Annotated in this window: 17 protein-coding genes; 2 read left to right on the top strand and 15 right to left on the bottom strand. The window is 54.8% G+C overall.

Annotated elements, in window-relative coordinates; translation table 11 throughout:
• Positions 1 to 25 precede the first annotated feature (25 nt).
• Together ACQ86N_RS37540 and ACQ86N_RS37545 are read left to right on the top strand one after the other, a co-directional pair.
• Positions 26 to 1,501: a peroxidase family protein gene (locus tag ACQ86N_RS37540; RefSeq protein WP_431211493.1), complete on the top strand. Its 1,476-nt coding sequence runs from the start codon at positions 26 to 28 to the stop codon at positions 1,499 to 1,501.
• Complete coding sequence (locus tag ACQ86N_RS37545; RefSeq protein ID WP_431211494.1) at positions 1,458 to 2,066, top strand: peroxidase family protein; 609 nt, start codon at positions 1,458 to 1,460, stop codon at positions 2,064 to 2,066. Before ACQ86N_RS37540 ends, ACQ86N_RS37545 begins: the two co-directional genes overlap by 44 nt.
• Positions 2,067 to 2,299: 233 nt before the next feature.
• On the opposite strand, the gene ACQ86N_RS37550 is transcribed toward ACQ86N_RS37545, so the two are convergent.
• The 15 genes from ACQ86N_RS37550 to ACQ86N_RS37620 form a co-directional block, all read right to left on the bottom strand.
• Positions 2,300 to 2,596, bottom strand: coding sequence for a hypothetical protein (locus ACQ86N_RS37550; RefSeq protein ID WP_431211495.1), 297 nt, complete (start codon positions 2,594 to 2,596; stop codon positions 2,300 to 2,302).
• A gap of 8 nt (positions 2,597 to 2,604) precedes the next feature.
• Positions 2,605 to 3,453, bottom strand: coding sequence for a sugar phosphate isomerase/epimerase family protein (locus ACQ86N_RS37555; RefSeq protein WP_431211496.1), 849 nt, complete (start codon positions 3,451 to 3,453; stop codon positions 2,605 to 2,607).
• Between the two features lie 10 nt (positions 3,454 to 3,463).
• The gene (locus tag ACQ86N_RS37560; protein WP_431211497.1) at positions 3,464 to 3,673 is read right to left on the bottom strand and encodes a hypothetical protein; all 210 of its coding nucleotides are present in this window, start codon (positions 3,671 to 3,673) and stop codon (positions 3,464 to 3,466) included.
• Positions 3,636 to 3,887 (bottom strand): hypothetical protein, encoded by a 252-nt coding sequence (locus ACQ86N_RS37565; protein ID WP_431211498.1) that lies wholly within the window; start codon positions 3,885 to 3,887, stop codon positions 3,636 to 3,638. The genes ACQ86N_RS37560 and ACQ86N_RS37565 overlap by 38 nt, the downstream gene beginning before the upstream one ends.
• A gap of 22 nt (positions 3,888 to 3,909) precedes the next feature.
• Positions 3,910 to 4,797, bottom strand: a complete 888-nt coding sequence (locus ACQ86N_RS37570; protein ID WP_431211499.1) for a Gfo/Idh/MocA family oxidoreductase — start codon at positions 4,795 to 4,797, stop codon at positions 3,910 to 3,912.
• A gap of 348 nt (positions 4,798 to 5,145) precedes the next feature.
• Entirely contained in the window at positions 5,146 to 6,090 is a 945-nt protein-coding gene (locus ACQ86N_RS37575) for a glycoside hydrolase family 43 protein (protein ID WP_431211500.1), read from the bottom strand.
• A gap of 229 nt (positions 6,091 to 6,319) precedes the next feature.
• Entirely contained in the window at positions 6,320 to 6,601 is a 282-nt protein-coding gene (locus ACQ86N_RS37580; RefSeq protein WP_431211501.1) for a hypothetical protein, read from the bottom strand.
• Positions 6,598 to 6,954 carry a hypothetical protein gene (locus tag ACQ86N_RS37585; RefSeq protein ID WP_431211502.1) on the bottom strand — a complete coding sequence of 119 codons (357 nt, stop codon included), beginning with the start codon at positions 6,952 to 6,954 and terminating at the stop codon, positions 6,598 to 6,600. Before ACQ86N_RS37585 ends, ACQ86N_RS37580 begins: the two co-directional genes overlap by 4 nt.
• A 48-nt stretch (positions 6,955 to 7,002) precedes the next feature.
• Positions 7,003 to 7,995, bottom strand: a complete 993-nt coding sequence (locus ACQ86N_RS37590; protein WP_431211503.1) for a radical SAM protein — start codon at positions 7,993 to 7,995, stop codon at positions 7,003 to 7,005.
• Positions 7,985 to 8,560, bottom strand: a complete 576-nt coding sequence (locus ACQ86N_RS37595) for a prolipoprotein diacylglyceryl transferase family protein (protein WP_431211504.1) — start codon at positions 8,558 to 8,560, stop codon at positions 7,985 to 7,987. The genes ACQ86N_RS37590 and ACQ86N_RS37595 overlap by 11 nt, the downstream gene beginning before the upstream one ends.
• Positions 8,490 to 9,263, bottom strand: coding sequence for a helix-turn-helix domain-containing protein (locus ACQ86N_RS37600; protein WP_431211505.1), 774 nt, complete (start codon positions 9,261 to 9,263; stop codon positions 8,490 to 8,492). The genes ACQ86N_RS37595 and ACQ86N_RS37600 overlap by 71 nt, the downstream gene beginning before the upstream one ends.
• Complete coding sequence (locus ACQ86N_RS37605; RefSeq protein ID WP_431211506.1) at positions 9,244 to 9,600, bottom strand: hypothetical protein; 357 nt, start codon at positions 9,598 to 9,600, stop codon at positions 9,244 to 9,246. The genes ACQ86N_RS37600 and ACQ86N_RS37605 overlap by 20 nt, the downstream gene beginning before the upstream one ends.
• An 11-nt stretch (positions 9,601 to 9,611) precedes the next feature.
• Positions 9,612 to 10,208: an HAD family hydrolase gene (locus ACQ86N_RS37610; protein ID WP_431211507.1), complete on the bottom strand. Its 597-nt coding sequence runs from the start codon at positions 10,206 to 10,208 to the stop codon at positions 9,612 to 9,614.
• 78 nt (positions 10,209 to 10,286) lie between these two features.
• Positions 10,287 to 11,102 (bottom strand): glycoside hydrolase family 3 C-terminal domain-containing protein, encoded by an 816-nt coding sequence (locus ACQ86N_RS37615; RefSeq protein WP_431211508.1) that lies wholly within the window; start codon positions 11,100 to 11,102, stop codon positions 10,287 to 10,289.
• Positions 11,027 to 12,163: a glycoside hydrolase family 3 N-terminal domain-containing protein gene (locus ACQ86N_RS37620; RefSeq protein ID WP_431211509.1), complete on the bottom strand. Its 1,137-nt coding sequence runs from the start codon at positions 12,161 to 12,163 to the stop codon at positions 11,027 to 11,029. Before ACQ86N_RS37620 ends, ACQ86N_RS37615 begins: the two co-directional genes overlap by 76 nt.
• Positions 12,164 to 12,208 lie beyond the last annotated feature (45 nt).

A 12,208-nucleotide genomic window follows, 5' to 3' on the forward strand; every position in this document is an offset into this window, starting at 1 on the left:
TTTACTTTACACAATCAAACTCATCATGGAAAATAACACGCTGCACTATTCAACAGTGCACCATCCAGGCGCCGCGGGCAAATGCCCCTTTATCGGAGGAGAACTCAAAGAAGTCGCAGGTGGAGGGACGAGAAACCGCGACTGGTGGCCGAACCAGGTGAACCTGAATATCCTCAGACATCATTCCTCTTTGTCGGATCCGATGGACAAAGGGTTTAATTATGCCGAAGAATTTAAGAAGCTCGATCTTAAGGAAGTAAAAAAAGAAATTACGGATGTGCTCACTACGTCGCAGGAGTGGTGGCCGGCCGACTTTGGCCACTATGGCCCGCTGATGATCCGGATGGCATGGCACTCCGCGGGCACGTACCGTATCGGGGACGGACGTGGCGGCGGCGGCAGGGGCATGCAGCGTTTTGCGCCGCTGAACAGCTGGCCCGATAACGCCAACCTGGATAAAGCGCGCCGGCTGCTCTGGCCGATCAAACAGAAATATGGCAAGAAACTTTCCTGGGCCGATCTGATGATACTGGCGGGCAACTGTGCCCTCGAGTCGATGGGGTTCAAGACCTTCGGATTTGGCGGCGGACGCGAGGACGTGTGGGAAGCGGCGGAAGACACGTACTGGGGTTCCGAGACGCAGTGGCTCGGCAATAAAAGATATGAAGGCGACCGCCAGCTGGAAAATCCGCTTGGCGCCGTGCAGATGGGTTTGATCTATGTAAACCCGGAAGGTCCCGATGGAACACCGGACCCGATCGCCGCGGCCCGCGATATCCGCGAGACGTTTGGAAGGATGGCCATGAATGACGAAGAGACGGTGGCGCTGATCGCTGGCGGCCATAGTTTTGGAAAAACGCATGGCGCGGCCGATGCGGGGAAATATGTCGGAAAAGAGCCTGCGGGGGCTACGATAGCGGAACAGGGACTTGGCTGGAACAATACCTATGGCAACGGCAATGCAGGCCATACGATCACCAGCGGTCTCGAAGGGATCTGGACTACTACGCCTACCAAATGGAGCAATAATTTCTTCGAGAACCTCTTTGGTTATGAATGGGAGCTGACCAAGAGCCCCGCGGGCGCGTTCCAGTGGACGCCCAAGGACGGCGGCGGCGCCGGAACGGTGCCGGATGCGTTCGACGCCAGCAAACGTCATGCGCCGACGATGCTCACGACCGATCTTTCGCTGAAAATGGATCCTGTGTACGAGAAGATCTCGCGCCGGTTCTACGAGAATCCCGATCAGTTCGCCGACGCCTTTGCGCGCGCCTGGTTCAAGCTGACGCACCGCGATATGGGGCCGCGTGTCCGCTATCTTGGGTCCGAGGTACCTGCAGAAGAGCTGATCTGGCAGGATCCCCTGCCAAGGGTGACGCATCCATTGGTCAATGATCAGGATATCGCTTCATTAAAGGAACAGCTGCTCAAATCGGGTCTTTCCGTTTCGCAGCTCGGTGACGACGGCATGGGCGTCGGCCTCTACTTTCCGCGGCTCTGACAGACGCGGCGGCGCCAATGGTGCGCGCATCCGCCTCGCGCCGCAGAAGCACTGGGAAGTCAACAACCCGGATGAACTGGCGAAGGTGCTGGAAACGCTCGAAGGAGTGCAAAAGACTTTTAACAGCGCGCAGACAGGTGGTAAAGCGGTATCGCTGGCCGACGTCATCGTCCTGGCCGGGTGCGCTGGTGTCGAGCAGGCGGCGAAGAATGCTGGCTATCCGGTCAAGGTGCCGTTCACACCCGGGCGCGCCGACGCGACGCAGGAGCAAACCGATATAGAATCGTTCGATGCGCTCGAACCGGTAGCAGACGGATTCCGCAACTATGCCCAGCCGAGGTATGCTGCGAAGGCTGACTTTTTCCTTGTGGACAAGGCACAGCTGCTGAATCTCACAGCACCTGAACTGACGGTGCTGATCGGTGGAATGCGGGTGATGCATGGGGTGTTCACGAACCGCACGGATACGCTGTCGACCGATTTCTTCATAAACCTGCTGGATATGCGCACGAAATGGGGGCTACGTCCGATGCCGGCGACTTTTTCGAAGGACGGGACCGGGTGACAGGGGCGGTGAAGTGGACGGCTACGCGTGCTGACTTAGTGTTTGGGTCGAATTCGGAGTTGAGGGCGCTGGTGGAAGTGTATGCGTGCGAAGACGCCGAGGGAGAAGTTTGTGAAAAGACTTTGTGGCGGCGTGGGCCAAGGTGATGAACCTCGATCGGTTTGACTTAGTTTGATAGATCTTTTGTTTTGCATAGAGGCGGACCTGACGGTCCGCCTTTTTTTGTCGCGGATTTAGGGTTTCATTTGCTGGCCCTTTTCGTCCAGCAGGATGATAAATTCTTTTTCTTTATCCATCAGATAGTTGAGGACAAATTTGGCCGGGGTGTCGGGGGATGCGTTGTCGAAATGTGTGACGACGGCCTGCGCTGGCTCAAAGAAAGGGTCGCCGGCTTTGAGGATGCGCGCCGGGTCGCCTTTGACCTGGAAATAGATCGAACGACGGCCAAAATGGTAGCGAACCAACTGATGCCGTAGTACAGTATGTGCAGGATTCAGCCCGAAGGCTATCGGGGGCGGCCAGGTACTCAAAATAGCGCTTATGCCATAAGCGACCGGATATAGGATGCGCTATCCCTGTATTTGTCCAGGTCCATCTCGACGAAGAAGTTCTTTACGCCTCCTGTTTTCGCGGCCGTGAAAAATTCTTTCCAGTCGATGGTGCCCTGGCCCACCGGCACCTGTTTTTTATCCGCTGTCCAGTCGGACAGATGCGCAGAAATGAATCTGCCCGGATATTTATTGAAATAGTCGGACGCCTTGTACCCAAGATTGATCACCTCTGTCTGGAACTGCATTTTTACGAGTGCGGGGTCCAGGCGCTTCATCAGCGCGTCGTAGATCAACTGGCCGCCGAGTTCATGAAATTCAAATTCGTGATTATGAAAGCCGGTCTGCATGCCGGCTTTCTTTATTTTTTCGGCTGCCGTGTTTAATTTATCGGCCGCGGCGAGGTAGTCGTCGAGGGTCGCATCTTTGGGCAGCCAGAAGGTCGAGCAGATCATCTGGCTGAGTCCGAGCCCGTGCGCGAATTCGATGCGTTCGTCGAGCGGCTGGCCAAATTCCGCAAAACCAAAATGGCAGCTGGGACATTGCAGGCCCGCGTCGGTGATGATCCTGCGCATTTCGGACGGCTTCATGCCTACCAGCGGCCCATAGCCGATGTCGGCGTATCCTTTCGGGGAACACATCTCCGTGAGCTGGTAGCCCTGGGCCGCCATCGACTTTAGCGTGCCGGGAAAATCCTTTGCCAGCATTTCCCTGATCGGATAGGTCTGAAACCCGACGGGTATGTTCAGCATTTTTGCCTGGGCCAGAAAAGGTGACAGGCCGAGGGCCGCGCCTGCCGCCATTTTGCCGATAAAAGAACGACGATTGATGTTTGTCATAGTGTTTGTTTTAGATGGACTCAGGGTCCCAACCCTGTCTGTATTCCCGGCTTAGGTATTTATTGGCATCGGCGGCGTTGGTGATGGTATGGCTGGCCGCATCGTATCTCAGCAGCTTGTTGGCCCTTAATGAGGCCGCGTACAGATTCACAGCTTCCGTGAGGTATTCGGCTTCTCCAAAATTACCCGGGTATTGTTTGCCTGACCTGCAGGCTTCCACGAACTTCGGCAGCGCCGCCGAGGGTCTGCTGGACCTGGTCGCCTTTTGGGTTGCTGCCTGCCATCGGAGCCTCCATTTTCTGGCCGGAGATCACCTGCGGATTCTGCACGTTGAATCCGGCGAGGATCTTTCCCCTGTCGCCGACAAACATCATTCCCTCCTGTGGCAGTTCCTTGTTGTCTCTTGCGAGCTCATCCGGGAGACTTGGACGCATGCCGCCGTCGTACCAAAAAAGATCAATGGGGCCCCGGCCACCATTGGCCGGATATGCCGAACCTCACGGTGCTGGCCATCGGAAAAGAAAAGTCGTTATTCACGCGGAACGGAACGGCTCCGTTGAAGTCACAAAAATGGCTGCGGTGCGGTTCTATCACGGTTGGGGAGGTCAGCTGCAGCGCTTTAAAAACTGTCCACAGACTATAGTGCCCCATGTCGGCCATGGAGCCTCCGCCGAAGTCATACCAGCCCCTGAACACCATATTGGTATAGTTGGGATGATAAGGGCGGTCGGATTCGGGGCCGAGCCAGAGATCCCAGTCGAAGCCTTCGGGAACGGGGGGTTTGTCGGCCGGCAGTTCGGGATACTGTGGCCATACGGGGCGGTTAGTCCAGTTGTGTACTTCCTTCAGTGTGCCGATGGCTCCGGCGTTGATCCAGTTCATCACGGTGTCCATCGAGCCGTTGGAGTCCCAGGGGATAAGGTGTGTGATAAGTTTTGGGTTGTTCCTGGCCATTTCGATCACCCTCTTGCCTTCGATGAGTCTGTTGGATATGGGTTTGTGGACCAGCACGTGTTTTCCTCTCCGGATGGCCGCCATGCAGAGCACGCCGTGGAGGTGGTCGGGGGTCATGATCTTGACGGCGTCCAGGTCCTTCTCTTTATCCAGCAGCCGGCGCGGGTCGGCATAGGCGGCGCAGCCTTTGAACTTTTGATCGTTCCTTACGTTAGCGTAATAAGTATCCACGATATCCTTTCCGTTGTCTCTTCCGCCGGGAATGGTATTGTCGCCGCCCGGGTTCCAGTCCGGTTTTTTAATGGTTTTGCGGATCTCGTCCTTCAGGTAGTTGAGCTCCCAGTCGCGGTAGCCTTTGGCTTCCTTATTGGGGTCGCAGACTGCGACCACCGGATCTCAGGTATCGCCAGAAGGGGGAGCAATTCTCCTGATACCCTGAGTGCCGATGCCGATGTAGGCCAGCGTGATCTTGTCACTGGGTGCGATATAGCCCCTGCCGAGTACGTGCCTTGGAACGATGGTAAAGCAAGCCCGGCCGCAGCCGTCATTTCGACAAACTTGCGCCGGGTCAAATCATTTTTCATATAGTATAGGTTTTCGTAGGTACTGAATTTACGGAATTATTTATTAATTCCGGGCTCCCATTCTCCATTTGTCGATATCACTGTGCCGCCGGGTTGGCTCTTCCATTCGCTTCTTTTTCCCGAAAATACAATACCCGAAACTGGTGATATCCGACTAGTGCTGCGCCGTTATGGTCTGGATGCTTCCATCCGGATTGAAATGGAGTTCGGTCACTTTGACGTTGCGTAAAAACGTTTTACCGCTCAACTGCGTGTCGTGATAAAAAAGCCACCACTTCCCGCCGAATGAAATTATGGAATGGTGGGTGGTCCAGCCTTCCACGGGGTTCAGAATTACTCCCTGATAAGTAAAGGGACCGTAGGGTGAGCTTCCCGTTGCGTATACCAGGCGGTGGGTATCGCCCGTGGAATAAGTAAAATAGTATTTACCCTGGTATTTGAACATCCAGGAGCCCTCGAAGAAACGTCTGTCGTTGTCTTTTTCGGAGTAGGGCTTGTTATCACCGCCTACAACCTGAACCTCTTTCACGGCTTCGGCGAAGTGCTTCATGTCGGGGCTCAGCCTTGCCACGCGGGGCAGGATGGCTGGTTCGTCCGGTTTGCGGTTGCCTTTTGTGGAATCATACCGGTTGTTGTTCCATTTTTGGAGCTGTCCGCCCCAGATGCCGCCGAAATACATATAGTATTTACCGTCGTCGTCTTTAAATACGCAGGGATCGATGCTGTAGGATCCGGTAATCGGGTCTTTTTCCGCCACGAAGGGACCCTCGGGTTTTTGGCTGGTGGCGACGCCGATATGAAAAATATCCTTTTTGTCCTTTACGGGAAAATAGAGGTAGTAGGTGTTGTTTGCAAAGGCTGCGTCCGGCGCCCATAGCTGGCGGCCTGCCCAGGGTATATTGCGTATATCCAGGGCTACGCCGTTGTCCGTGACCTTACCACCGACCGAGTCCATCGAGAGGATATGGTAGTCCCGCATATCGAAATGCGAGCCCAGGTCGTCTTCGGGGATGCCCGTGGCCGTGTCGTGGGATGGATAGATATAGATGCGCCCGTTGAAAACGTGGGCCGAGGGGTCGGCGGTATAGATATTCGTCACCAGCGGCTGGGATAAATACTGGGTCTTGTGGGCTGCGGAAGAGTCTTTCCGGGCTGAATCCGCGCCCCTGGTTGCGGGGTTTCTCCGTTGTTACAGGCTGCAAGGACGATAAGGAGAGATACTGTGGGGACAAGCTGTTTCATTGGCAATTGCTTTGAGCGAAAATAAGGCATTTGGATGACGTTGCAATCGGTTTAAATTTTTTGCCGTTTCGTCCAAAAAAGCGTGCTCAGAGGGAGGCGTTGCCGATACAGGCGGAGAATCCTACCACCAAAACAACCAGTGAGCTCAGCAGCCAGGCCCTGCCGGTACCGGAGCGTTTTGAGCTGAATTCCGCGATCGAAACGACAAGGCAAACCGCGACGTGCAACCCAACCGCCAGGGCTGAGAAAATTGCAATGCTCATCCCGTGGTCGTTCCAGGACATTCCAAAACTAATGATGCGGATCAGGAGGGAATATATCAGGATGGCCAGCAGGTTCCACCCGGCGGTCTTTGCCAAATTGTTCATAGTGACGTTTGTCTTAGTTGATTAAGTTTCGGTCTTAGTTCGGGGCGATAAAACAGATTCATCGTTTCAAAGGGAATGATCTTTCCGTCTGTATCTACGATGTGGACGCAGGATTTCTTGACAGAGCGGACGTCGAAATCGTGTGCGTCCATAAAATTCATGATAATGACCCTGAAAAGATTGTTATAGGTCAGTCCCTCGGCGAATACCTGTGGGAGACAGCAGAGCAGCTGGTTGAAGGTCTGGCTGGCTGAAACGGGAGAATTTCCTGTACTGAACATCTTCATTATATAGCTGTGCAGGGCCTGGTCCTGTTCGTAAACGATGGTATTCCGGGAGGAGTTCAGCAGCACCGCGGGGTCGATCAGCTCTGGTGAGCGGTTGTACGGTACCGCCTAACTTCAGCGCATAGGCCATTGTGAGGGCATCCGGGTTGCAGGGGACGGGAATAAGATCGTTGGGTTGGAAGACGGGGGTTTGTTCGAGGATCTTTCTCCGGACTTCCGTGGGCGTGAGTTTACCGGTGGCGGGGTTGAAGTTCTCGAGGCGTCCGCTGATCTGGGCAGGCTGAAAGGTGACTCCCCGGACGCATGGCTGTTGCAGGGCGAATTCGATGATGCTGCCGATCTCGTCGTCGTTGAGGCCCTGCTGGAGGGTGACCACAAGCGTGGTGGAAAGATTGAACCGGTTGAGGTGTTCGAGTGCTTTTTCCGGACGTCTGTAAGGTCCCGGCCGCGCAACAGGCGGAGTGCTTCCGGCTTAAAGGAGTCGAACTGCAGATAGATCTCGAAATCCGGCATGTAGCCGGCGAGCCTTTCGGTAAAGGTGATATCGTTGGCAATGCGGATACCATTTGTATTCACCATCAAGTGTTTGATGGGTTTGCGTCTGGCGATGTCGAGAATTTCGAAGAACTCCGGATGAACGGTAGGTTCGCCGCCGCTGAGCTGGACAACGTCGGGTTCGCCCTCGCTGGCCACGATCGCATCGAGCATAAATTCGATCTCTTCCAGGCTTCTGTGCCTGCCGTGGGTCGGAGACGAGCTGGCGTAGCAGGTTGGGCAGGTAAGGTTGCAGCGGTCCGTGACTTCGATAAGTGTCAGGCAGCTGTGCTGTTCGTGGTCGGGGCAGATACCGCAGTCGAAAGGGCAGCCGTATTCGGTCCGGGTATGCGGCCTGACCGGGTATTCGCTGGCCTTGTTGTAGTTCCTGATCTGTTTGTAGTACTCTATATCGACGGCCAGTAATACCTTTTGGAAGCCGTGTTCTTTGCAGTTCTTGGTGAGATAGACGTCGTCCTGTTCGAAGATGATCTTTGCACTTATCTGGCGGTGGCATTCGTTGCAAAGGCTGATCGTATGATCATAGTAGATATAATCCCTTTTATTTTCCATATGCTGTAGTAAGCATCGAAAAGTTAGTGAATATTTTGTAAATAGTCTTCGAATAATAGACCAGACCGGCCAGACAGCAGAGCTGAATCATTCCCAGACCGGCAAAATAGCTGTAGTGCGGTTTGATGAAATCCAGCAGGAAACGAAAGGATAAGTACGCTATCATAAACAACTGCCAGCGGTATCCGCTGAGGAGGTGGTGCTTTTTCTCTATGGCCTTCAGGACCACCCATAGAAGGGCCAGGAAGCCGATCTCATACAGCGCTACCGGATGGCGGCGAAGGCCGTCGCCCAGATCCATACCCAAAATGAAATTGGTTGGTGTGCCATAGGTCTCTTCGGTGATGCCGCTGGTGAAACAGCCGATCCTGCCGATGATCATGGCCAGTATCAGCGGGTAGGTAAACAGGTCGCCCGAAGACGACCTCTCGTGGATGATCTTTTTGGTGGTCTCCACCATGGCCAGTCCGCCGAGCAGGGCGCCGACGACGGTCTTATTGGCGTAGAGGTATAGTAAAAGGTGGCGGGAATGTAAAAGGCCCCAGGGGTTTTCGAAGGCGCCCACGAGGCGTGAGCCGACGAGGGCGCCGAAAGCTGGCGCCGATAATGATCCAGGTACGATTGCGTTCGCCGATGGTATCCTGCTGGCGCCCGCGCAGAAAAAGAAAATACCGGAAACCGACAAAAAAGCCGAGGGTCTCGAATATGATGTGCAGGTTCAGGGAAATGCCGCCAATCTTCAGGTCGATGGGGAAGGTCATAGGCGTTCTTTTTCTGAACTCTGAGGGAGTAGTACCACTCTTTTTCTTAAAGAATTTGCTGAAGTGGGTGGCGTCCTCGAAACCCATGTCGGCGGCGACCTCTTTGGCCGACTTGCCGGTGTAGAACAGCAGGCGTTTGGCCTCCTGCAGGACCCTTTCGTGGATCACTTGCTGCGGGGACTTATGATTGTACAGCGCGAAAACGTTGGAAAGGGTTTTGGGGGATTTGTTCAGCCGGTCGGCATAGAACTTCACCTGGTGTTCTTTCTTGTAGTTCTTTTCGACGAGGAGGTTGTATTGACGTACAAGATCCAGTTTGTCTTCGGTCAGCGCGGCCTCATTCAGGTATTGGCGTTTAGCCAGCCGGGTTATGATGATGATGAGCCGCTTGAGCAGCACCTGCATCATCTCGCCCTGGATATGGTCCCGGTCCTCGAACTCGTCCAGAAAGACCTGGAAGAGGAGTTCCATCTTTCCCTGTTCTTTTTTATCGAGGCGGATGAACATCTTTTGGGAAGAGCCGTAGAACAGAAATCCGGACGCAGCTGACTTCCTTGTCGTGGTCTACGATGCAATAAAAATCGCGGTTGAACTGCCAGGCGACGACGGACCAGGAATCCGGGAAATGGAAGGTCTCGTTGACCATCAGGCAGAGTACGGTGTTGGACGGAAAGGCGTATTCGACGTCGTCGATCTTTACGGTCTGGTCTTCTCCTTTGTTCCAGGCGATAGTAAGGAGTTTGTCCTTCTTGTCCTTGCCGTAGAATACGCGATCAAATTCGGGCTCGTCGTACAGGAGTCTCAGTTCTGAATTGGTCTTTGGCCTGTTGTATCGAAGGATCATCTTGTTTGTTTTTATAGCTTGTCTATCCGCACCCATTTCATTCCCGCGGCTATGGCAGCCTGTACGCCGGCGTCGCCGTCCTCGAAGACCATGCAGTCTTCCGGCGCCACATCCAGCAGCTGTGCTGCTTTCAGAAAGGGTTCGGGCCAGGGTTTGCCCTGCTGTGTTTCGCCGGAGCAGACCATCACTTCTACCAGGTCGTAGATGCCGAGGATCTTCAGGGTCTTTTCGACCGATTCCCTTCTGCTGCCGCTGACGACGCCGATCTTTATTTTCCCTGCGTGCGCTTTGAGGTGTTCGACTACAAAGTCCACCGGACGCGTGTGCTCAATATATTCCTCCAGGAAAAGCTGGTATTTCGCTTCTTTGAATTCTTCCGGGTCAAAACTCGTCCCGTATCTTCTGTTGATCTCTTCGATCACTTTCACTGCTGGCCAGCCAGCGAGTTCGTCGATGATCGCCCCGTCGATGGAGGCGCCTTTTGACGCGGCTACTCTTACGTAGGACTCTCTGTGGGCGCCCATGTTGTCGGCAAGGGTTCCGTCGCAGTCATACAGGTATGCCTTGCAGCCATCGGCCAGACCGGTCAGTAGTGTTAGTTTCTCCATATGTGCCGGCAAATATAATCGACATAAAGTCGATAAAGAATCAGACCTTGTAAAAAGGCCCCTTTTGAGGGGCCTTTTTTAGTAGGTCAGTCCGAAGCCGAATTTGTATAGCGGCGCCCTGCTGTCATGTGGAAGGTCTTCTTTCTGCGCGCGCACGGCCTCCATGGAAGAGGGCAGTTCGATCGGCAGGTGGCCGCCGGGCTTGTCTTTACCGAAGATGACGTCGAGTACGGCTGCATCGCTCGCGCCGAAGTCCGCCAGCAGGCCTTTTGCGCCGGCACTGATCTCCGGGATGACGGCGGCCCGGTCGATATAGATATCGACGATGGTCGGCACTGTTCGCAGCAGCTGGAGGATGCTGTCTTTTTGTTTGCCCTTGAAATCGAGGTCGCCGTGGTGGAACATTTTGGCAATGGGAATATCCGTCTTCACCGGATAGTAGGGCGTGTTGAGGCGGAGTATGGCGATATCGGCCTGTTCGGGCCGGTCGACGACGGTCCCGTACTGCGCGGCTATTTTCGGATCGAGATTGCGGACGTAGATCTTTAGTTTGTTTGGCGTGAGGGGCAGGGTCCTGCCGTCGTTCTTCAGCAGGGTCATGGCTCTGCGCTGTGAAGCCTCACCGGCCTTGATAGAGACCGGATTGCCTATTACCTGACTGACTTTTGTGGTGTCGACAAAGGGATTGTCGAAAAGGCCGAGTTCGAATTTCTGGAGCAGGAGGCGGCGGGCGCTGCTGTCGATACGGGCCTGGGTGATGCGACCTTCTTTTAATAGTTGCAGGACGAGTTCGGGACAGTTCTCACCGCCGAACTGGTCTACGCCGGCGTCGATGATCTTTTTACCCGGTCGACGCGTGATAGTTGCTCTACTCCCCAGGCCCTGGCAGGCCATACAGTCCCTCCAAGATTCGCGTCGGTGACGAGTCCCCAGTCAGTACAGACCACCCCGTCATAGTGGTACTTGTTGCGTAGAAGGCCCGTAATGATATCCTTGTTGTAGGAGAACCCCACGTTTTCGCTGGTCTGTCCCGTCGGAACACCATAGTAGGGCATGATCGCGGCGGTGTGTGCGGCGAATGCTGCCTCGAAGGGCAGGAGATGATACTGAAAATTATTCCCGGGATATACCTGCCCTTTTTGAAAAGGGAAATGCGGGTCCAGTCCTTCTTTCTGCGGGCCGCCGCCGGAAAAATGTTTGGTCATGGTGGCTACGCTGTTGGAGTCCAGTCGCTCGCCCTGATATCCTTTTATGTAGGCTGTCGCCATTCCCGAGGTCAGCGCGGCGTCCTCGCCAAAGGTGCCGCTGATGCGCGCCCAGCGAGGCTCTGTCGCGAGGTCCACCTGCGGGTGTAGCGCTTCGCGGATGCCTACCGCCAGATATTCCCGGCGGGAGACGTCGGCGAACTGATGGGTAAGACTTTCGTCGCCGATGGCCCCGAGGCCCAGCGGCTCGCACCACTGGGAGAAGGTGTTGGCTGCCATGGCGAAGACGTTATTGCTGAAATGATTGCGGGGATCGGAGGCTATGGTCATGGGTATGCCCAGGCGGGTCGAGTCCTGGAGGTATTGCTGCATGGCGTTGTACCAGCGGGCGAGGGCTATGGGTGAGGGAGTCGCCCACAGATTGAAATGGGTCATATGGTCTTCTCTGACTAGCCGGAGCGCGTTGGGGGCGAAGGCGAAGGGGCCGGTTGCGGGTTTGTCGCCGATGGAGCCGTCGTCGTTGACACGGGCGCCGTTGATGAAAAGCAGACCGGCTTTTTCTTCGGGTGTCATTTGCGCCAGAAGGTCTTCGACTCGTGCCGCCGGGGGTTGGGTGCGGTCTTCGTAGATATCTAATTTACCGTTCTTGTTAAGATCGCGGTAGGTGGTGGTGGTTTGGGTTGGTTGGCCGCAGGAGAGGAAGATCGCCGTCAGCGGTATGAGTGCGGGAAAGATTTGTTTGGCAAGCATAGATTTTCATTATGTTATTATGACACAATGTAAAAAATTTTATGA

The organism is Puia sp. P3, from assembly GCF_050632245.1.
Lineage (GTDB): Bacteria > Bacteroidota > Bacteroidia > Chitinophagales > Chitinophagaceae > Puia.